27 protein-coding genes are annotated in these 19,773 nt (G+C 33.6%); 17 read left to right on the top strand and 10 right to left on the bottom strand.

Going from position 1 to position 19,773, the window contains the following annotated elements; genetic code table 11:
* Window positions 1–13 precede the first annotated feature (13 nt).
* The 4 genes from C5F49_RS03625 to C5F49_RS03610 are packed head-to-tail and all read left to right on the top strand — an operon-like array spanning window position 14 to window position 1,939.
* Window positions 14–379, top strand: a complete 366-nt coding sequence (locus tag C5F49_RS03625) for an SHOCT domain-containing protein (RefSeq protein WP_179363379.1) — start codon at window positions 14–16, stop codon at window positions 377–379.
* Window position 380: 1 nt separating this feature from the next.
* Window positions 381–836, top strand: a complete 456-nt coding sequence (locus C5F49_RS03620) for a cupin domain-containing protein (RefSeq protein WP_179363378.1) — start codon at window positions 381–383, stop codon at window positions 834–836.
* 5 nt (window positions 837–841) lie between these two features.
* Window positions 842–1,204: a cupin domain-containing protein gene (locus C5F49_RS03615; protein ID WP_179363377.1), complete on the top strand. Its 363-nt coding sequence runs from the start codon at window positions 842–844 to the stop codon at window positions 1,202–1,204.
* Between the two features lie 60 nt (window positions 1,205–1,264).
* On the top strand, window positions 1,265–1,939 hold the full coding sequence (locus C5F49_RS03610) for a DnaJ domain-containing protein (RefSeq protein ID WP_179363376.1): 675 nt from the start codon (window positions 1,265–1,267) through the stop codon (window positions 1,937–1,939).
* Here the strand turns inward: C5F49_RS03610 and C5F49_RS03605 are convergent.
* From C5F49_RS03605 to C5F49_RS03595, 3 genes are read right to left on the bottom strand one after another with little or no spacing between them, the layout of a single operon-like run.
* A complete protein-coding gene (locus C5F49_RS03605; RefSeq protein WP_179363375.1) occupies window positions 1,936–2,343 on the bottom strand; it encodes an HIT family protein in 408 nt (135 codons plus the stop codon). The genes C5F49_RS03610 and C5F49_RS03605 overlap by 4 nt on opposite strands.
* Before the next feature lie 37 nt (window positions 2,344–2,380).
* The gene (locus C5F49_RS03600) at window positions 2,381–2,659 is read right to left on the bottom strand and encodes a hypothetical protein (protein WP_179363374.1); all 279 of its coding nucleotides are present in this window, start codon (window positions 2,657–2,659) and stop codon (window positions 2,381–2,383) included.
* Window positions 2,660–2,827 (bottom strand): hypothetical protein, encoded by a 168-nt coding sequence (locus C5F49_RS03595; protein WP_179363373.1) that lies wholly within the window; start codon window positions 2,825–2,827, stop codon window positions 2,660–2,662. It abuts the gene before it with no gap.
* Between the two features lie 54 nt (window positions 2,828–2,881).
* Here C5F49_RS03595 and C5F49_RS03590 point away from each other — a divergent pair, with 54 nt between their 5' ends.
* On the top strand, window positions 2,882–4,021 hold the full coding sequence (locus C5F49_RS03590; protein ID WP_179363372.1) for a 3-hydroxyacyl-CoA dehydrogenase: 1,140 nt from the start codon (window positions 2,882–2,884) through the stop codon (window positions 4,019–4,021).
* Here the strand turns inward: C5F49_RS03590 and C5F49_RS03585 are convergent.
* Window positions 4,011–4,520 carry a TIGR00725 family protein gene (locus tag C5F49_RS03585; RefSeq protein ID WP_179363371.1) on the bottom strand — a complete coding sequence of 170 codons (510 nt, stop codon included), beginning with the start codon at window positions 4,518–4,520 and terminating at the stop codon, window positions 4,011–4,013. The two genes, C5F49_RS03590 and C5F49_RS03585, sit on opposite strands and share 11 nt — an antisense overlap.
* A 257-nt stretch (window positions 4,521–4,777) precedes the next feature.
* On the opposite strand from C5F49_RS03585, the gene C5F49_RS03580 reads away from it, so the two are divergent.
* The gene (locus C5F49_RS03580; RefSeq protein ID WP_179363370.1) at window positions 4,778–5,188 is read left to right on the top strand and encodes a hypothetical protein; all 411 of its coding nucleotides are present in this window, start codon (window positions 4,778–4,780) and stop codon (window positions 5,186–5,188) included.
* A 2-nt stretch (window positions 5,189–5,190) separates the two neighbouring features.
* The gene (locus tag C5F49_RS03575; protein ID WP_179363369.1) at window positions 5,191–5,388 is read left to right on the top strand and encodes a C2H2-type zinc finger protein; all 198 of its coding nucleotides are present in this window, start codon (window positions 5,191–5,193) and stop codon (window positions 5,386–5,388) included.
* On the opposite strand, the gene C5F49_RS03570 is transcribed toward C5F49_RS03575, so the two are convergent.
* The 3 genes from C5F49_RS03570 to tuf are packed head-to-tail and all read right to left on the bottom strand — an operon-like array spanning window position 5,389 to window position 7,238.
* Window positions 5,389–5,592 (bottom strand): TFIIB-type zinc ribbon-containing protein, encoded by a 204-nt coding sequence (locus C5F49_RS03570; RefSeq protein ID WP_179363368.1) that lies wholly within the window; start codon window positions 5,590–5,592, stop codon window positions 5,389–5,391.
* A 29-nt stretch (window positions 5,593–5,621) separates the two neighbouring features.
* Window positions 5,622–5,930: a 30S ribosomal protein S10 gene (rpsJ, locus tag C5F49_RS03565; protein WP_008299200.1), complete on the bottom strand. Its 309-nt coding sequence runs from the start codon at window positions 5,928–5,930 to the stop codon at window positions 5,622–5,624.
* A gap of 9 nt (window positions 5,931–5,939) precedes the next feature.
* Window positions 5,940–7,238: a translation elongation factor EF-1 subunit alpha gene (gene tuf / locus C5F49_RS03560; protein WP_179363367.1), complete on the bottom strand. Its 1,299-nt coding sequence runs from the start codon at window positions 7,236–7,238 to the stop codon at window positions 5,940–5,942.
* 130 nt (window positions 7,239–7,368) lie between these two features.
* Between tuf and fbp the strand changes: the two genes are divergently transcribed.
* The 5 genes from fbp (at window position 7,369) to endA (ending at window position 12,133) form a co-directional block, all read left to right on the top strand.
* A complete protein-coding gene (gene fbp / locus C5F49_RS03555) occupies window positions 7,369–8,502 on the top strand; it encodes a fructose-1,6-bisphosphate aldolase/phosphatase (protein ID WP_179363366.1) in 1,134 nt (377 codons plus the stop codon).
* Between the two features lie 65 nt (window positions 8,503–8,567).
* Window positions 8,568–8,978 (top strand): hypothetical protein, encoded by a 411-nt coding sequence (locus C5F49_RS03550; protein WP_179363365.1) that lies wholly within the window; start codon window positions 8,568–8,570, stop codon window positions 8,976–8,978.
* 36 nt (window positions 8,979–9,014) lie between these two features.
* Window positions 9,015–10,781 carry an ATP-dependent DNA ligase gene (locus C5F49_RS03545; protein ID WP_179363364.1) on the top strand — a complete coding sequence of 589 codons (1,767 nt, stop codon included), beginning with the start codon at window positions 9,015–9,017 and terminating at the stop codon, window positions 10,779–10,781.
* Between the two features lie 67 nt (window positions 10,782–10,848).
* Window positions 10,849–11,502 (top strand): DUF47 domain-containing protein, encoded by a 654-nt coding sequence (locus C5F49_RS03540; RefSeq protein WP_179363363.1) that lies wholly within the window; start codon window positions 10,849–10,851, stop codon window positions 11,500–11,502.
* 94 nt (window positions 11,503–11,596) lie between these two features.
* A complete protein-coding gene (endA, locus tag C5F49_RS03535) occupies window positions 11,597–12,133 on the top strand; it encodes a tRNA-intron lyase (RefSeq protein ID WP_179363362.1) in 537 nt (178 codons plus the stop codon).
* On the opposite strand, the gene C5F49_RS03530 is transcribed toward endA, so the two are convergent.
* Both C5F49_RS03530 and C5F49_RS03525 read right to left on the bottom strand, forming a co-directional pair.
* Window positions 12,130–12,507, bottom strand: coding sequence for a hypothetical protein (locus C5F49_RS03530; RefSeq protein ID WP_179363361.1), 378 nt, complete (start codon window positions 12,505–12,507; stop codon window positions 12,130–12,132). The genes endA and C5F49_RS03530 overlap by 4 nt on opposite strands.
* A 2-nt stretch (window positions 12,508–12,509) precedes the next feature.
* Window positions 12,510–12,746 (bottom strand): hypothetical protein, encoded by a 237-nt coding sequence (locus C5F49_RS03525; protein WP_179363360.1) that lies wholly within the window; start codon window positions 12,744–12,746, stop codon window positions 12,510–12,512.
* 99 nt (window positions 12,747–12,845) lie between these two features.
* Here C5F49_RS03525 and C5F49_RS03520 point away from each other — a divergent pair, with 99 nt between their 5' ends.
* Together C5F49_RS03520 and C5F49_RS03515 are read left to right on the top strand one after the other, a co-directional pair.
* Window positions 12,846–14,615, top strand: a complete 1,770-nt coding sequence (locus C5F49_RS03520) for an SDR family NAD(P)-dependent oxidoreductase (RefSeq protein ID WP_179363359.1) — start codon at window positions 12,846–12,848, stop codon at window positions 14,613–14,615.
* Between the two features lie 2 nt (window positions 14,616–14,617).
* Complete coding sequence (locus C5F49_RS03515; protein ID WP_179363358.1) at window positions 14,618–15,070, top strand: hypothetical protein; 453 nt, start codon at window positions 14,618–14,620, stop codon at window positions 15,068–15,070.
* 239 nt (window positions 15,071–15,309) lie between these two features.
* On the opposite strand, the gene C5F49_RS03510 is transcribed toward C5F49_RS03515, so the two are convergent.
* A complete protein-coding gene (locus C5F49_RS03510; protein ID WP_179363357.1) occupies window positions 15,310–16,920 on the bottom strand; it encodes a cation:proton antiporter domain-containing protein in 1,611 nt (536 codons plus the stop codon).
* Between the two features lie 199 nt (window positions 16,921–17,119).
* Between C5F49_RS03510 and C5F49_RS03505 the strand changes: the two genes are divergently transcribed.
* Genes C5F49_RS03505 through C5F49_RS03495 form a run of 3 tightly spaced genes read left to right on the top strand, consistent with a single transcriptional unit; the run spans window position 17,120 to window position 19,750 of the window.
* On the top strand, window positions 17,120–17,563 hold the full coding sequence (locus C5F49_RS03505) for a hypothetical protein (protein ID WP_179363356.1): 444 nt from the start codon (window positions 17,120–17,122) through the stop codon (window positions 17,561–17,563).
* A gap of 53 nt (window positions 17,564–17,616) precedes the next feature.
* Window positions 17,617–18,417 (top strand): adenylate/guanylate cyclase domain-containing protein, encoded by an 801-nt coding sequence (locus C5F49_RS03500; protein WP_179363355.1) that lies wholly within the window; start codon window positions 17,617–17,619, stop codon window positions 18,415–18,417.
* Window positions 18,418–18,430: 13 nt separating this feature from the next.
* Window positions 18,431–19,750 (top strand): hypothetical protein, encoded by a 1,320-nt coding sequence (locus C5F49_RS03495; RefSeq protein WP_179363354.1) that lies wholly within the window; start codon window positions 18,431–18,433, stop codon window positions 19,748–19,750.
* The last annotated feature ends 23 nt before the right edge of the window (window positions 19,751–19,773 follow it).

Genomic DNA, 19,773 nt, shown 5'->3' with positions numbered 1-19,773 from the left:
AGAACTAGTTAGTATGGCAGCAAAAAAGAAAACAGGATACATTGAGAGATTTCTAAAAAAAGCAGATAAAGCAATAGATGATGGAATTAAGAGAGCTGACGAAGCACTAGAAGATGCAGTAGAGTTTAGCGAAATGGCAGCATCTCAAGCAAAAAAAACTAGTGATCAATTAAGTAAAAAAGCATTAAAAGAAAAAGAGAAAATAAAATCAAGAGGAATTAAAAAAATTAACGAAGGAGTTACTTCTGCAAAAAAATTAACATCTAATTCAGAAGAAGATTTGCAAATGCTTGAAAAACTTGGCAAATTAAGGAAAGCAGGAGTGTTAACAGAAAAAGAATTTCAAGAAAAGAAGAAGAAGATACTAGCCAGGATTTAAAATGAAAAAAACAAACATTTCAGGGACAGGCGATAAAAGAAATGTAAATCCAGATTGGTTTACAGGTAAAACATGGATGAAAGTTCTTTCAGAAAAAATTAAAGCAAAAGATCAAGATATCTATCACGTTCATTTTGAGAAAGGTTCTAGAACAAAACTACATCAACATAACGGTAATCAGATTTTAGTAGGAGTAAAGGGGAAAGGAAGTTTAGAAGTCTTTAAAAAATCAGGTACAAGTAAAAATAACTTTAAAATTAAAAAAATCGAAAGAATCAGCCTCAATGAAGGGGACATGGTGCACATTCCAGCAAAAACACTTCACACCCATGGTTCAATTGACAAGAAAAAAGAGTTTTCACATATTGCAATCAATATCCTTCCAAAGAAAAATGCAATATACAAAACAGAATGGTATGAATCAGATTTTAAAACAAAAGTTTCAAAGATCATCTAAATGAAATGTCATTGCGTAAAAATTCTGAGATCAAATTAATTCAAGGAAATGAAGGAACTAAAATAAAACAATATTTTCATCCACACAATACACTAAATGGAATCAACTATAGTTTAGCCCAGTTCATATTGGAATCAGGTAAAAAATCAAAACTTCATAAAATGAGTTCAACCGAAATATTCTATATTTTAGATGGGTCGGGGGTTTTGCATGTAAATGATGAAATATTTCACCTAGAAAAAGATGATTCAGTTTATGTTCCACCAAATTCAAAACAATTTATTGAAAATGTAGGAACAAGTGATTTGAAATTTTTATGTATTGTCGAACCTGCATGGAAGGCAGATGACGAAGTTTTGTTAGAATAAACAAAATCACCTGTAAATGATAGGCAATTATTTTTAACATATGACAATTCTCTATTTCTAGTGAATACATTTCAAGCGCTCAGAGTATTGAATGTCGATTCAAGTTCATCACAAACTGAGATCAAAGCAGCATATAGAAAAATGGCATTAGAATTGCATCCAGATAAAAATAATGGGAAATCTGAAAATGGTGAATTTGAAAAAATTACTGAAGCATACAACCATCTAAAAAACAATCACAATCAAAGAATCAATTCCAATTATCAAGATACAACTCAAAACAAACCAAAAAATGATTTTAAAAGAAAACCTCAATGGGGAGCACCAGATGATGGGAGTATACCAGAACAAGACTGGGGCAAATACACTCGCGAATTTGAAGAAGGAGATCCAGATTTTTGGAAAGAATATGAACGAAAGTTCTGGGAAGATTACAATGCTCGAGTGCGTGCAGATGGAAAAAATGGTGAATTTGAAAAAGCTCAAGAACCAAAAGAACAACCAAATCTTTTTGTCAACGTAGATGAAAGCTTGTGTATAGGATGTTGTAGTTGTGAAATGATTGCACCAGATGTATTTTCAATTAATAAAGAAAGCAGATCAAACCCTAAATCATCAGTAATAAATCAAAAAGGAGCAGGTGTAAACAAAATAATGAATGCCGCAGAAACTTGCCCAACTAAAGCAATCAGTATAGAGAATACAGAAACTAAAGAAAGATTGTATCCTTATTAGATTTTCAATTTGTCGTATAGTTCATCCATGTCAGATTCAGATACATTTACTTTAGAACTGAACATACTATGAATTGGACCTGCAGAGTCAACAGTACTTCTAGGAACCAGATGAACATGAACATGAGGGATTTCCTGACCAGCATCTTTTCCATTATGAATTGCAACTAAAGTAGACCCAGTAATTTTATCCACATTTGAAATCATTTGGTGAACAAGTGAGAAGAGGTCAGTATTCTCTTCAATACTCATGTCTTGAATTTTTTGATGATGGTTTTTTGGAATGATCAAAGCATGGCCTGCTGCAAGAGGGAATGCATCTAAGAATGAAATAGAATGTTTTGTTTCTTTCAAAAATTTTGATTTTATTTCACCAGATACAATCTTGCAAAAAATACAATCCATGATAGTTTTCAATTGGTTTAAAATATTAAATCATCGATTAGGGCTCTACAATTGTTGCCCACGCAAGACCTTCTCCAAACTTTATAGTTGCAACATCCCCAGGATTCATCGTACAATTCTCAATAATTTTAGGAATAGTGTCAGCAGTTTCGACATAACAGACCCCATTATCATTATTCAAGATAATCACTTCTTCAAAAACATCTTCACGAATTAAATTCCAAAATGGGAATACCAATGTAGAGAGCACAATCCCAGCAGTAAGAAAAGCACCTACAAATACAATGCTAGTTTTCTGACTTGAGCTGAGTTCCATTTACCAAGTTCCACCATCACCTGCATTAGGATCTAATTTCTTAGCAGGTATATTGCCATGTGCTTTTTTCATGTGTCTTTTTAATCGTTCAGGATCATGCAACTCTGTTCCACAAACATCACATTTGGTTTTAGTCTCATCATCTTTCTTTCGTTTGAACAAGCCCATTAAATGATAAAATTTTGAAATACATTATAAAGGATACTCGATTTTTGATAAATTGTGACAGTAAAAAATATCACAGTTTTAGGTTCGGGAGTCATGGGGCACGGAATTGCTCAGGTTTCAGCAACTGCCGGATATAATGTAGTTTTACGAGATATCAAACAAGAATTTCTAGACAAAGCAATGGAGAAAATAAAATGGAGTCTAGACAAGCTAGTATCAAAAGAAAAAATATCCAAAGAAGAAGGAGATGCAATATTTTCAAGAATTACACCAATTGTAGATTTGAGTGATGCAGTAAAAAACGCAGAACTTGTAATTGAAGTAGTTCCCGAAATCATGGAGTTAAAAAAATCAGTTTATGCTGAACTAGACAAAGTTGCAGGGCCTGAAGTAGTGTTTGCATCAAATACCAGTACATTACCAATCACAGAAATTGCAAATACAACATCAAGACCTGAAAAGTTTATTGGAATTCATTTTTTCAATCCACCACAACTAATGAAATTAGTAGAAATAATTCCAGGAGAGAAAACATCACAGGCAATCACAGATTTAACTCAAGAATATGTCAAATCAGTTAACAAAGTAGCCGTATTGTGTAGAAAAGATGTTCCAGGATTCATAATTAACAGATTATTCATCCCAATGGTTCACGAAGCATGTTTTGTAAAAGATAGAACAGGTGCAACACTTGAAGAGATTGATTCAGCAGTGAAATTTAAACTCGGATTCCCAATGGGAATATTTGAATTGGCAGATTTTACTGGAATGGATGTAATTCACAAAGCTACAGTAGAGATGCATTTGCGTGACAAAAAAGTGATCAACCCACACCCACTTGTAGAAAAAATGTTTGATGAGAAAAAACTAGGACAAAAATCAGGGGAAGGGTATTACAAATATTCTGATGATAAATATGAACGTGTTGCACTTTCAGAAGAGTTAGCAGAGAAATGCAATCCAATTCAACTTGTTGCAAATATTTTAAACAATGCAGCATGGCTTGTCTCAAATGGAGCAAGTGACATTGAAGAGATTGAAAGAGCAGCACAGTTAGGACTAGGCCTCAAAAAACCATTATTTGAAACTGCAAAAGAAATTGGAATTAAAAAAATAGTAGATGAATTAAACAAACTTGCAGATGAACATGGTGAATTTTACAGACCAGATCCACTTTTAATTTCTATGCAGTAATTAATTCCAAAATTTTCTTTACTGCTTCTTGTGCAGTATCAACACCAATTATTTTGATATTTTTTCTATGATCAATATACCCGTCAATATATGGATCAACTGAACTTCCAAGATTTTTAATTGCAACCATAGGTTTTTTGTGCATATATGATGCACAAGCTTCAGATAAAGTTCCAGATCCACCACCAACAATAATTACACCATCAGCACTTAGAGCATTAAGATAGTCACGAGTAAGACCCATCCCTGTAGGAATCACTACATCACAGAATTCATTAGCAAATGAAGCATCATCTTGCGGAATTATTCCAACTGTGAAACCATTTGCATCATGTGCACCATGTGATGAAGCCTCCATCACCCCACCTAGACCACCACTAATCAAAACAGAATCAGATTTTGCAATTTCAGAACCAATATCATAAGCAATTTTTTCATGTTTTGGAGTGCAGCCATTTGTATTATTTCCAATTACCAAAATTTGTCGTTTTCTTACCACACATAATATTGTAAAATTGGTTTGAAATATCTTTCCAAGAGAAAAAGATATTAGGTAAAAATATCAACTATACTTATGGAAAATCGTTCAATGCCAGTATGTTTTACTGAAAAACAGTATAAAATGATCGAAGAATTTGCCAAGAGAAACGGCATGCTAAATACAAGTCAGGCTCTTGAAAAAATCTTAAGCGAATAACATTTTTTGTTATTTTTATTTTGTTTACATTTATAGAATATATCATATCATGAGGATCAATGGGACTATTTAGTAAAAAACCATCATTTTGTAGTGTCTGTAATAAAGAACTTACTCACAAACATAAACCAAAACGAGAATGGAATGTAAAAGGCCCACTATGTGGAGATTGTCATTTTGATAAATCAAAAGAATACTATGAAGGGAAAGTAAGACAACCATGTGTTGTATGTGGAATGACACAGAAAATTACTGACTTGTGGGAACCTAGATGGCAATGGGACATGGAAGGACTGTTATGCAAAAAATGTTTTGATCAAAAAGAAGAAGACCACGGGAAGAAGAAGAATTTTTGTTCTCTATGTGGAGGGAAAATGGGACTTATCAGGTATAATCCAAAGGGGAATTGGAAGATAGAAGGCCAGCTTTGCAGAAATTGCTGGGATGAAAAGAAAGCAGAGTTTGGATAAAAGTGGGATTCTTTAAAAAAATCAAATGTGAAATTTGTGATAAGAAATTTTCAAAAGAAGAAGAAAGGATGAACCACATACAAATTGTTCATGGAAAAGATTTGAAGTATGATTGTAAAGAGTGTAACAAGTTTTTTTCAAACATGGAAGATATGAGGACTCATTTACAAAGAGAACACAGTTACAAAAAAGACAGATAACTAAATTGCTTTTACTGTTTTAACTACTGGAGGTCTATCTTTAGTAAATACTCTGAAACCACAAATACATTTGATTTCAGGTAATCTAGATAATTCAGAATTTAAAACACTAGTACCACATCTCAAACAAGAATAACTAACATCAAAAGTCTCAACAGGTGTTTCTTCTACTTCGTCTATTTCTTCTTCAACCATATTTATCATCAAAATTTCTATAATTTAAGGATACCAGATTATGTTAGAGACAATTCAATGTAGACATCGTCAGGGATTTTAAGTCTCATTAATTGTCTAATAGCTTTATCATCAGCGTTGATATTAATAATTCTTCTATGCATTTTCATTTCCCATTTTTCATAAGTTTCGGTTCCACTACCACATGGGGATTTTCTTGTTGCAACATGTAGTCTTTTTACAGGAAGTGGAGTTGGGCCTTTAACTTTAACACCAGTTTTTTTACCAATACCCATTATCTCGCCGCATACACCGTCTAATTTCGGTAGACTGGTAGAAGTGAGTTTAACACGGGCGGTTTGTGTCATAAAATACGCCTATGGTTTGTACTCTTCGGTAATTTCCTTTACAATTCCTGCTGCGATAGTTGCACCCATATCTCTAAGAGCGAATCTACCCATCTCAGGGAATTCTTGGAATGTTTCAATACATGTTGGTCTCACCGGTCTAATTTTTACAATTGCAGAATCTCCAACTTTAAGGAACTTTGGATTTTCTTCTTCAACTGCACCAGTTGCTGGGTTAATCTTTTGGAGGAACTCAGTAACAGTTGCTGCAACTTGTGTAGTGTGTGCGTGCATTACTGGTGTGTAACCAGGAGCAATTGCTGTTGGGTGGTGAATAACAATAATTTGGGCTTTGAATTCTTTTGCAACATTTGGTGGTGCGTCAGGGGTACCAAGAACATCTCCTCTCTTGATATCTTTCTTTTCAATACCTCTTAGGTTGAAACCAATGTTGTCACCTGCTTCTGCAGATGGCATTTCAGTGTGGTGAGTTTCAATAGATTTGATTTCACCGAGTGCACCAGAAGGCATTACAATAATTTTTTGTCCTGCTTTCATGATACCGGTTTCAACTCTACCTACAGGTACAGTACCTACACCAGTAATAGTGTAAACGTCTTGGATTGGAACACGTAGTGGTTTACCTACTGGTTTTTCAGTGACAGTAAAGTCATCAAATGCTTCTAACAAAGTCTTACCTTTGTACCAAGCCATGTTCTCAGATCTTTTGACTAAGTTATCACCCTTCCATCCAGAAACTGGAATGACTGGGACGTTTTCTAGTTTGTAACCGACAGATTTGGCTAATTTTTCACCTTTCTCTTTGGCTGCATTAAATGCGTCTTCTTTGTATTCGACTGCATCCATTTTGTTGATTGCAATAATAATTTGGCTCACACCAAGTGTTTTGAGCAAGAATGCGTGTTCTCTTGCTTGTCCACCTGCTGCAATTGCAGTATCAGTTTCACCTTCTTTTGCAGAAAGTACTAAGATTGCTGCATCTGCTTCAGAAGCACCAGTAATCATGTTTTTAATAAAGTCCCTGTGACCAGGAGCGTCAATCAAAGTAAAGAAGTACTTTGGTGACTCAAACTTTTGGAAAGCTAGATCGATTGTAATACCTCTCTCTCTTTCGTCTTTAATGTTATCCATAACCCATGCATACTTGAAAGTATCACCTTTTCCGGTCTTTTCGGATTCGGCTCCGTGAGCTGCAATAGTTCTTTCATCTACAACTCCAAGATCCATCAAAAAATGACCCATAGTAGTTGATTTTCCATTATCAATATGTCCTGTAACAATCAGGTTCAAGTGGGGTTTATCTGCCATATGAAAAGCCTCACCGATGGCATTTATTAGCGTTATGGATTTTTGAAAAAAAAATAAAGAATCTTCAATTAATTACAGATCAGGGGACTTGTCTAAAAGCACATAAATCAAAGGTACAAAAAACAAATTTATGAAAATTACAGTTTCAGTTATCAAAGCAGATGTTGGCGGAATTGGCGGACATACAAAACCTAGTGACGGCCTAATCAAAGCAATTAGAAACACCGTTGAAAATTCAGGGGATTTACTTATTGATCATTACATAGGATATTGTGGAGACGATACCCACATCGTTATGACTCACACACATGGTGTCGATAATGAAAAAATCCACAAACTAGCATGGGATGCATTCATGGCAGGTACTCAAGTAGCAAAAGATGAAGGTCTGTACGGTGCAGGTCAAGATCTGTTAAAAGATTCTTTTTCAGGAAACGTAAAAGGAATGGGTCCAGGAGTTGCAGAATTAGAATTTGAAGAAAGACCTAACGAAGCATTCACTGTTTTTGCAGCAGATAAAACAGAACCAGGTGCATTCAACTATCCAATCTATAGAATGTTTGTAGATACATTAAGTAACACAGCATTGATTGTAAACAAAAGTTTGGCATCAGGTGTTGTAATGAACATTATGGATGTAGAGAAAGCACAAATTGCATCATTGCAATTATGGGAAGACAAACCAACTATTGAAGCAGCATTAATGTATCCAGGAAGATATGTTGTAGATTCAGTTTACACTAGAGACGGAGAGCCAATTCTCGATGCATCAACTGACAGATTACACAACATTGCAGGAACATATGTTGGAAAAGATGATCCAATCATGCTAGTAAGAACTCAAAAGAATTTTCCAGCAACAGAAGAAGTAGGAAGTATGTTTAACAATCCACACTATGTTGCAGGCAACACAAGAGGCAGTCACAACATGCCATTAATGCCAGTGAAACTAAATTCAGCAGCATCAATCAACTTTTGCATTCCAATTGTTGAATCACTAGTGTTTAGTATGCACAATGGTAAATTGGTAGGACCATTTGATGGATTCTCAACACCGGATTGGGATTACATTAGAGAAATTGCAACAAAGAAAGCCATGGCAATTAGAAGTCAGGGATTCATCCATCCAGCAACATTGGTACCATCAGAACTAGAATATGCAGAAGGCTATAGAGCAAGAATGGATATTCTAGAAACCAAGATGAAACCAATGAAAGAAACATCGTCTGGTGAAAAGAAAGAAAATTACGAAGATCCAGACTAGTAATTTCGGATCACACTAATCATAGGAAATAGTTAAATCAAAAAAAGTCCTAACAGAATTAGGTCATGAATGCTTTTCAAAAGGTGTTTGATTGGAAAACGTATATTTTCACAGCATTAGCAGTCATATCTTTCTCAAGTTTTGTAGCAGTACTATTTGGACAAACGATTCCTGGAATCATTTTAGCATTTTTCAAAATTGCTGGAGAATATGTGGTGTTAGGATCAGTGTTTATTTTTGCACTTGCTTGGCTCTTTAAAGCAAAACCTCACAACCGTCCAAAAGAATACTCTATTGTACCATTTGATGTGTATGGTAAAAAAAGCAAGATTGATGGAATACGAACAAATTTCAAAACACACGATGTTGCATGGAGCTTTATGAAACAATACAAAGAAGCATATCCATTTTACAATTTTGCGCTAGTTTCAGATCTTCCAAAGTCTGACAAACCAACAATCTTCAGATACATCTAATTCAGACTTTTATTCAAGATTACACAGAGAAGTGAAATGGAGTTTTCAATTTTATCTGAATCATTTAACAAAATGGAATCAACTAGAAAAAGACTAGAATTAACACAATTTTTAGTGGAATTATTTGAAAAAACACCTCATGATGTAATTTCAAAAATAGTGTATCTCATTCAAGGAAAATTAAGACCAGACTTTGAAGGAATTGAATTAGGAGTTGCAGAAAAACTTGCAATCAGAGCAATTTCAAAATCAGCAGGCATTCCAATTAAAAAAATTGAAGAAGAATACAGAAAAAGTGGAGACCTAGGACATGCATCTTCAATAATATTAGAGCAAAAAACTCAAACCACATTTCTTGTCGAGGACATAACAGTTGAAAGAGTATACGAGACACTATTCAAAATTGCAAAACTAGGTGGTTCTAGATCTCAAGACATGAAGATGAAATATATTTCAAGTTTACTAAATGATGCGACACCACTAGAAGCTAGTTTCATTTTAAAAATATTGTTAGGAACTCTAAGACTAGGGATTGCTGAAAATACAGTCATGGATGCATTAGCTGTAGCATTTACAGGAGAAAAAGAGAATAGAAAAAAACTACAGTACGCATACAATGTATCTAGTGATTTAGGAAAAGTTGCAGAAACAATTGCAACAAAAGGGCTAGAAGGAATTGAAAAATTTGAAATTGTTTTGTTTAATCCCATTAGACCAATGTTAGCAGATAGAGTGAAAAGTGAAGCTGAAGCCATTGAGAAGATGGGAAATGAGTTTGCAGCAGAATACAAACTAGATGGAGAGAGAGTGCAACTCCACATAGAGGGAGACAAAGTAATGTTGTTTTCTAGAAGTTTAGAGAACATTGAAAGTTATTATCCAGACATAATAGAAAAAATTCCCAAAAACATTCAAGCAGACAATATAATTTTAGAAGCAGAGGCTGTTGCAATAAATGAAAACACTGGAGAGTTTTTACCTTTTCAAGAATTAATGCATAGGAGAAGAAAATACAAAATAGAAAAAGCAGTTACAGAATATCCAATTAGTGTAAACTTTTTTGATGTGCTATATTGTAATGGGAAAAATTGCATTGAATTAAGTTACAAAGAAAGAAGAGAAACGCTTGAAAAACATGTGAAAGAAGATGAATTTGCAAAATACATCCCCATGAGCATAGTAAAAAATGAAAATGATATTGAAGATTTTATGGAAAACAGTATCAATGCAGGAAGTGAAGGATTGATGCTAAAAATGTTAGATAAACCATATCAAGCAGGTTCAAGAGGAAGTCACTGGTTAAAACTAAAACGAGAATACAGAAACGAATTAGGAGATAGCTTAGACTTGGTAGTTATTGGAGGATATTTTGGCAAAGGAAGAAGAACAGGAAATTATGGAACGTTACTCTTAGCAACTTATGATGAAGACGAAGATACATTTCCCAGCATCTGTAAAGTTGGAACAGGTTTTTCTGATGATTCCCTAGATCAATTATTTCAAATATTACATCCCAAAGTTTCAATTAAAAAAAATCCACGCATCATTAGTGAAATGGAGGCAGACGTATGGTTTGAGCCAGAATTAGTAATTGAAGTAGTTGCATCTGAAATTACTCTCAGTCCAATTCACAAAGCAGCAATGAATGCAATTAGAAAAGATGCAGGATTAGCTTTGAGATTTCCAAAATTTACTGGAAAAATCAGAGTTGAAAAAGCTGTTGAAGATGCATCAACTAATGAAGAAGTCATAACTCTTTACAAGGGGCAGAAAAAAATAGCTCATGACAAAAATTTAATGTAATTTGTGCTCAAAAAAGTTCTAAAATCATAGAGGATTTAAATTACCTCGAGGATTTTTCATTTATGTTATGTATAGCGGAGAGCTTGAAGTTCAAGCAAAAAGAAAGGCTATAGCAGTTTTACAAGACGAAATCAATAGAATTCTAAATGCATCCAGAGAACTTGCAACACTTCCTGAACTAATGATGAAAAAAGACAAAGCAGGAATAAAAAACACATTAGAACAAATTTCAACAATTGAAGAAGAAGTTGAAAACTTGAGAAGAAAAATTACACGCGAAGTAGCTGATGTCGGAGGATTAATCATGAATAGAGAAAATCTTTTGAATACAGCATATACAATGGATGAGATTGCAGGTTACATCACAGGCATTTCATTCAAACTATCAAATGTAAAAATTACAACTCTAAAAAGTGCAAAACTGGATACAGATATTACAAAACTGATTGAACTAGTTGTAGACGAAGTTTACAAACTAAATGAAATCATTCGTAGTCTTAACACAAACACTGCAAATGCTATTGAATTGGCACAAGAAACACAAACAATTGAAAGAGAAATCGACATAAAATACAGACAAGCAACAATAAAACTCCTAACAGCAGTTACAGATACAAAAGAATTGTTGTTAATCAAAGATGTCATTGAAGGGATTGAAGAAATGTCCGATAAATGTCAAAGAGTTTCAGATTCTTTCATATTGTTAGCACTGAGCCTATAATCAAACAAAATTCTACACTTTTACTTTATTTTTATTTCAAGTAAATCACATATTTTACTATAGAATTCATATACAGACAAGAGTCTAAAAATTTATGAAAAGTGAATTAATCGAAAACAGAATCATAGTATGGGATATTGAAGATTCAAAGAAACTTTTCAGCCAAGGATATTATGGAAAACCAATAGGAATTCCAAAACCAGTAATTGAAGAAATAGATGCACCATTGATTTTAGATTTGATTGAAGGCCTCTACTTGTTAGAAAATAAAAAAATTACAATTACAAAGTCTAAACAAAAAATTACACCAGAGCAGTTAATTGAGATTTGCAAGGAGGAAGTTTTTGAATTTGATAAGAAATATCTAGTATACAAAAACTTTAGAGACAAAGGATACATCATTAATCCAGGAATAAAATTCGGATGTGACTTTGCAGTATATGAAAAAGGTCCAGGTATTGATCATGCACCATTTTTAATTCAAGTGTACACTAGAAGTGAATCTATCACATCGACAGGTATTGTTCTAGCAGGAAGACTAGCAACTACAGTTAGAAAGCAATTCATTTTAGCAATTCCAAAGGGTAAAGATAAGGTAGACTTTTTGGCGCTTGATTGGTGGAAAGCTTAGACTGATTTTATGTGGCCAGCTATTCTATCATAAATTTCAAAAAGTTCTTTTGTAATTCCAAAAGCAATATGATTATCCCATTTACCTCTAATTCTTACTGCCACGTCAGTTGGTTCAACATATATTGTAGCATCTTTAACAGATTGTTTTGCTATCATTTCATTTAATTCAGCATCAGCATTTAGTTTGGATGCCAAACTTCCTGAACCATTCCATTCTACTTTGACCACAGTTTTTGATGAAAAATGACCCTTTGTAGTTAGTTTAGTTTTTGCAACATAATTGGCAAATCCAGTACCTGCAGATTTTCTTACAATGAATTGAGCTTGAAATCTATCTAATGCGCCCCATGGAAGTGGATTTGAGTCTTGCATGATTATCCCTTTTGAATTATTTGTATTGCGTCAATGTTTGAATTCTTAACATCAATACATCCTCTATTAGTTACCATTCTTGGGGTTTGAGCAAAATATCTACTATAGTAATCATCGTTTTCAATTTCATCAGTTCCAATTTCTTTAGATTCAGAATCTATGCCGATCTCTTTTAGCATTCCAGAAAATTTTTCAGGCCATGATTGGTAGACAAATGTGTCTGACTCTGTATCATGCATTAAAAATCATGAATCATACCCACAAATAAAGATATCAAGAAAATATCAAAAATAGGGATCAATCAAATTAAATATCACAAAAGTTCTGTCAGTTTATCTATGCTTAAATTTCAAAATAAAATCGCCCTAATTACAGGAAGTGGTACTGGAATAGGCAAAGCCATTGCTACAAAATTCATTGAAGAGGGAGCTAGCGTTATAATTCTTGGAAGAAGAAAAGAGCCATTAGAAGAAGCAGCAAAAGAACTTGAAGGAAAAATCCCCCAAGGCACAAATGCTTCAGTTAGAATTTTTTCAGGAGTAGATGTTGCCGATGAAGCAGCAATGAACAACATGTTTGATACACTGAAAAATGAAAATTCAACCATAGATTACATAATTAACAACGCAGGAGTCTCAGGACCTGTCACATGTTTTGCAAATGCATCACTTGATGAATTCAAAAGTACAATTGGAATTCATCTAACAGGAACATTTTGGGGCTCTGTTCAGGCATTAAAAGTAATGAAAGAAGGAGGAAAAATAATTACAATATCAACATTCTTCACAGAAGAAAAACCATTAGAGCAAAGACCTTACAGATTTAGAAGTCCATATACTGCAGCACAGGGGGCAAAAAATAGATTAGCAGAATTAATGTCATGGGAATTAGTAGATAAAGGAATCATATCCATTGCAACAAACCCAGGACCAGTTCATTCAGATAGAATTTACAAGACAGTATATCCAAAAGCAGCCGCTGAATTTATGAGAGTCAGTGGATTTGAAGACTTGTCTCCAACAGAAGTAGATGTAGCAAACAAGGAACTACTTGAATTGTTAGGGGAAGATGAAAGTGTAATTAAAAACGGAATTGCAGCAGCTGCAACAAAACTTGCAAACGGAAAAGATGTTTCAAAACTTACAGAGACATTTACCAATCTATTAAACAAAATTCAAACTATTGCAGAAAAGGTTCAAAACAATACATCACACATGATTGCAAACAAAGAATTCCTATCACAAGGACAAGTTGCAGAAACTGTTTTGAATCTATGTGATGATGAAATTGCAAAAATAATTAACGGTAAAGTAATTCCAGGAGACAGAGTATTCTATCCAGTTAAACCACACATTGGAACTTCAACGCCAGGAGTCCATCAACCAGACTTTACAGGAAAAGCAGTTGTATTCACAATCGATGCAACTGACAAGGCAGATGCTGAGAGAGTAGAGTTTTTGGCACAACATGTTGAGAAGAACGGAGGGAAAGTTGCTTGTTTCATATCACAATCAACATCAAAAGAATTACAAGAATACATCAGTAGTAAATTCCACTCACATGTAGTAGACATTAAGAATCCCGAAGAAGTTGCAAAATGGTTAAACACCGCAAAGACCAATATCGGCGAAATTTTAGGCGTAATTCACATAACTGGAAGACTTCCAAACATGCCAAAATTAACCGAAGTATCAAGGTCAGTATGGGAAGCATTAACTGAGAAATTCATCTCCACTCCAGCAACGGTTGCACAAAGAGCACTAGAACAATTTGTTCCAGGTGGAAGTAAAGACCCACGACTTTACAAAGATGCCAAAGGTGCAATCATGATCATTGGTCCAGATTTACCAACAGGTAGAAAAGTTACAGGTACTCAAAGAGCACAAGTAGAAGTGTTCAGAGGGGCACTAAGACCATTTACAACTACTGTCAATCAAGAATTAAGTGATGTTCTAAATTCTAAAATTAGAATGTTCACAATTTTCCCAGGAACAGTAACTGGTTCAGAACCTGACAATCAAAAAATTGCAGATGCATTTAATTTCCTAGTATCAGAAAATGCAGCAACATCAGCAGAGATTGTATTTTGTGTTGATGAATCAAGATAAGAATGAAAAAATTCTCAGAGTTTAGAGTAAGCGATACATTTCACTCCACATGTAGTATTTCAGATAAAGAACTAGAAGAATATCTAAAATTCTCCAGAGTTAGAAATGCATTCTTGGAAGATAAAAGAAAAGGAGAACAGCAACTAGTTTCAGGTAGAGCCATCCTATCAAGAATGGAGGGGGAATTTACAAGATTGAATCAAATTTACGGAAACGATATAATTTTTCTAGGTACTGACGGCGATGCAGAATGGGGAAATAGAAACACTCGATTTCTCAAACCACTATACACTGATCAAGTGTTGAAATTAAAATTTACAATCTCACAGATAGAAGACATTGATGAGGAGTATGGGAAAATTTTTGTAGATTATGAAGGAGCATCTCAAGATGAAGAGATAATCGTACTATCAAAGAAAAACATCTATAGAATTAAAAAAGAACCACCTAGATAAAATTTAAAATCAATCTTCTAATTCTTCATCATTTCTTCTTGATGGTCTTATTGGGATAAACATTATTGTCATAGAATGAATTAGGTGGTTTTTGTATTTAATAGAGACGTAGAATTCATACTTTGTTTTAGAAAATATCAAAAAACCAACAAATTAGAAGATTATTTTGTTCCTTGCTACGCACACACCATTCAATTAACAGATATTTTTTGAAACACTTTCAAAAATGAATTCTAGGTTTAAGCTTTTTCTGTTTCGATTAACAAATTCATTATTGCTTCAGATGTAACTATACCTAATACTTTGCCAGGATTTTCAGGGTCCATTACAGGTATCATGTCAAATGGATGAGAATTCATTTTTTGAATTACAGAGTAAAGATAGTGATCAGGTAAGGTCGTATGAAATTTTTCATACATTACATCTCCAATTGTGGTAAGATCACGGGTATTTTTCTGAGATTTGTCTATCTCTCGTTTTGATACAAGACCAACTAATTTGTCGTCTTTATCAAAAACAAGGAAAGGATTTTTTGTTAAAGTATTTTTTTCACAAAATTCTTTGATCATTATTTCAGGAGTTGTTTTTGAATATGCTGTATTAATTACTGCAATTGCAGGAGTATCGGACACTACCCTTCTAAAGAAAATTGGAACTAGTCCGAGTTCTATATCTCCAACCTTAAACGGAGTAATTTTCTTTAGTTTGCGTTGAAGCTCAACACTAGATATTATCATAGTGATAAGAGTACCAAGAACCAATAGTGAAAATAGTTTGTTATCCATAATGTCTGCTTGAAGCAAAGACAGCATCAATGCCAAGTCCACTGCACCTTTTGACATTACACCATAAGCTACAGTTGCAGCAGGCCTCATATGTGCAATCCTTACTGCAATGTAAGAACTCAAAAACTTGACACCCGTCATGATTACAATAAATACGGCAATAATCCACCATTCTAAATCCAAAAATGCCAAACTAAAATGCAAACCAATTCCTGCAAAGAAGATTGGTATGAATATTCCATATCCTACTGCATTGATATTTTTAGAAATTTCCTGATATTCAGCTCTTGCCAATCTAGATACTGCAATTCCTAAGAGAAGTGCACCTATAGCACCATGGACACCACTGATTTCAGCAATATATGCAACAAGAAGGATCATTCCTATCACTACGCCAAAATACGCCTCTTTGACACGAAGATGGTTTTTGATAAACCTGAAAAATTGTGGCAATCCATATACTGAAAGAAGTGCAGCAACACCAAAGAAAACAATCATTTTTACAAATAGCCACAACATTTCAGAAATTTGTGGCGAATCAGAACTTGCATCTATCTGAATAAATACACTGACAAAGATAATTGCAATAAATTCTACAATAGCAGTAACTGTAAAAATTTCAAGACCAATAGTTGATTTTAATTTCCCAATATCACTGAGAACCTTGGCCGTAACTCCCAAACTTGATGCTGCAATAACACTGGCTATGGCAAAAGATTGAATAAAATTAAAATCAATTGCAAGGCCAAAAATACCTGCGATTAGAAAGGGTATCAAAAATGCCACTGCTGCCCCTGCAAATATTTTTCCTTTCATTACCTTGAATAATCCAGCAACATCAATCTCTTCAAGCCCAATTAAGAAAAACAAAAAGAATACACCAATTGAGACAAAAAGTTCTATGGCTTCAATTGGCTGTACTATAGCTAAAACCGCAGGACCTACAATTATTCCTGCAATAACATTTCCAAGAATTGTAGGTTGACCAATTCTATGAAGCAGTTCACCCCCTAGTTTTGATGCAATAACTAACACTGCAATAAATAAAATTGCCTCAAATGACATTCTACTAAATTACATATCATACATAAGATAAACCAATCCGAATTATACTAAAAATAATTAAACCTCTAGTACAATATTTGACCTGGATTCAGTAAACTAGAATCTAAAAAATACTCAGATAACATTACAGTAATTTTCTAACAGGGTTTACCTAAAAATTTGGGAAATAAGTTAAATTCCATATCATCGTACTTGTGTCATGGTAGAAGAGCCCATTCAAAACAATGAAACTAAAGAAGACGAACCAATATCATTGTGCGATGTGCTAAAAACAGACACTTCAGAAATAATTAAAAAATTAGAGGCTCAAGCACCATCAATATTTCAAAATAATTCAAATCTGTATACTCAATATCTTCATTTGTTTGATGACATGTTTGGAACGTGTTATATTTCTGAAAAGGAGTTTTTTGATAAACTAAACATCGATCCTAAAATATTGAAACAGATCAAAGAAAATTCAGAATCAATAAAGAAAAGTTATTTGAATCTAATAGATATGAACACAAAATATTGGGATGAATATTTTAAAATGAGAGTTTCTGCAGTAAAGTCTTTTGATAGTTTTATCCATACCATGATGGAATCATATGCAAAGACTTTGTCTAAGATTAATGAGTCATCGAATAAAAATAAAGAATGAAAAAACTCCACATAGTTCAAATATCTTAAAAGAATGCATAACCATAGTATACAATGAAAGATAATTCCAATAAAGAAATAGCAAAAAAAGGCATAGAGAATATTCTTTCTCAAAATAAAAATATTCTAGACATCATCACTGAAGAAAAAAAATCCCACATTGTGGATTTTGATGAACACATTAAAGAAGTTCAAAAAAGAGTATACGGTGCATTACATCAAGATTTCCAATACTCTGATGTGACGAATAATTCAGATAACTATCTAAGAGAGAATGTATTTTCACGCATTCCCATGATTGTAATGTATGTTGATCTTGTTGGTTCAACACAGATGATTTTAGATCTTCCCCAAAAGCAACTAACAGCAATAGTTAGTTCTTTTGCTCAAGAGATGGCTTATGTGATTCAACGCCATGGAGGATACATTCTAAAATTTGTTGGAGATGCGGTTATTGGTTATTTTAGTGAAAATGATCAAGATAGTGCTGTGAGTTGTGCAGAATCAATGATCAAAGTACTCGAAATGGGCATAAATCCAATTTTAAAACAATATGATTATCCTGATTTAAAAATAAAGATTGGTCTCGATTACGGGGAAAACACAATAATTCGTTATGGTAATAATGAAAAAGAATCCCACATTGATCTTTTAGGTCAATCAATGAATATTGCTGCAAAAATTCAAGGACGTGCTCATGCGGATCAAATATTGATTGGTGGAGATGTGTATGCAAAATTATCCCCACCCATTCAAGAATATTTTGAAAAAATGCAATGGGATAACGATGAATGGAATTATACAAATAAAATTACTGGACATATCTATCCAGTCTATGCCTATATAGGAAAATAGAGTACATCAAGTATTGTCCAGTACCAAAATTCCATCCATTGCAGAACTACAAGACATCATAATGGATTTATTAAAAAATGAGAATTTAGATGACTCGATATATTTAGAAATAATGCATTACAGCTTGGATGATTTTAATAAACAAAATCTAAACAAAGATTACTATGGATACCACAATATTAGTCACAATCTTGTTGTGGTTCATAATACACTACTAGCAGCTCGTGGTGAAGAATTTAAAAAAATAATTTCACAAGATGATTTTAAGCATCTATTTGTTGCTGCATTATTCCATGATTATGAACCTGACAAAACAGAAGACAAACCAGAAGAGATTGTGGCATCCAATTTTGTAACATCAGATCCTAAACTTCAAAATTTATTGAAGAAAATAGATGTAGATGTTAATTTAGTTGCAGCATTGATTCTACGTACATCTCATCCTTGGAAAATAAAACAAAAGGAAATAGAACCTATGATTGCTAAACATTATACAAAATCAAAATATTCCAAGGAAAAACAAAAACAAAATCATTATTCTAATTTAGGATGGTTTTTGTCAATTACAGATAGAATAGGGGCATATGCTTTAGGAGATTTTTTGGATGCGATGGAGTTGGCAAAGAAGAATTCTCATTCACTAGGATGGGAACCTGAGCAAATAGTACAGCGCAGTATAACATATTTTGAGACATTACTAAATGAAGAAAATGAAATGAGTAGTAAAGTTTTGAAATCTTTACCAAAATCAATGCAACACAGATTTCAAGAAAACTATTCAAGTTTTATCAAGTTACGAGAAAAAGAATTAGAAATAAAGAAATCAATTTCAAATGGAGAACTGCAATTAATTCCAGTCATAGAGAAGAAGATTTCTGATCGTAGATTTGCAGAAATGCTCTTTGACATATTTGATGAGTTGCCAGATCCTTTGCAATTCAAAAAAGGCACTTTCTTTGAATCCTTAGAGGACCCTGAAACTATTCTAGTTACACTACGATTGGGAACTGAATCTGGAGAGGTAATAGGATTTGCAAAAGGTGGACCTCTTGAGAGATATTCACTCTCAAATAAAATTAATGACGAAAATTATGGAAAACAAAATACAATTTTCTTAGAACCTTTGGCCATCAAGGCAGGATATTGGGGACATAGCGGAGGACCAGACATGCGGGAATTGTTTAGAAAAGAAACTAAAAAAAGAAAATATGCTTATTTGACCGGATTGCAATTACGCGAAGTGATTCAAAATAGAATCAATCGTGAAGATAAGATAGAATTTGTTCAAAAGTTAAACCCTGAAAGATTAGATTACTATAGAGTCACTCTTTGAATTGAAGGTAGAGCCCAACTAAA

The sequence above is a fragment of the Nitrosopumilus oxyclinae genome (genome assembly GCF_013407165.1).
GTDB classification, from domain to species: domain Archaea; phylum Thermoproteota; class Nitrososphaeria; order Nitrososphaerales; family Nitrosopumilaceae; genus Nitrosopumilus; species Nitrosopumilus oxyclinae.
Note: the sequence above shows the minus strand (reverse complement) of the source record. Positions and strands in the feature narration are given on the sequence as shown.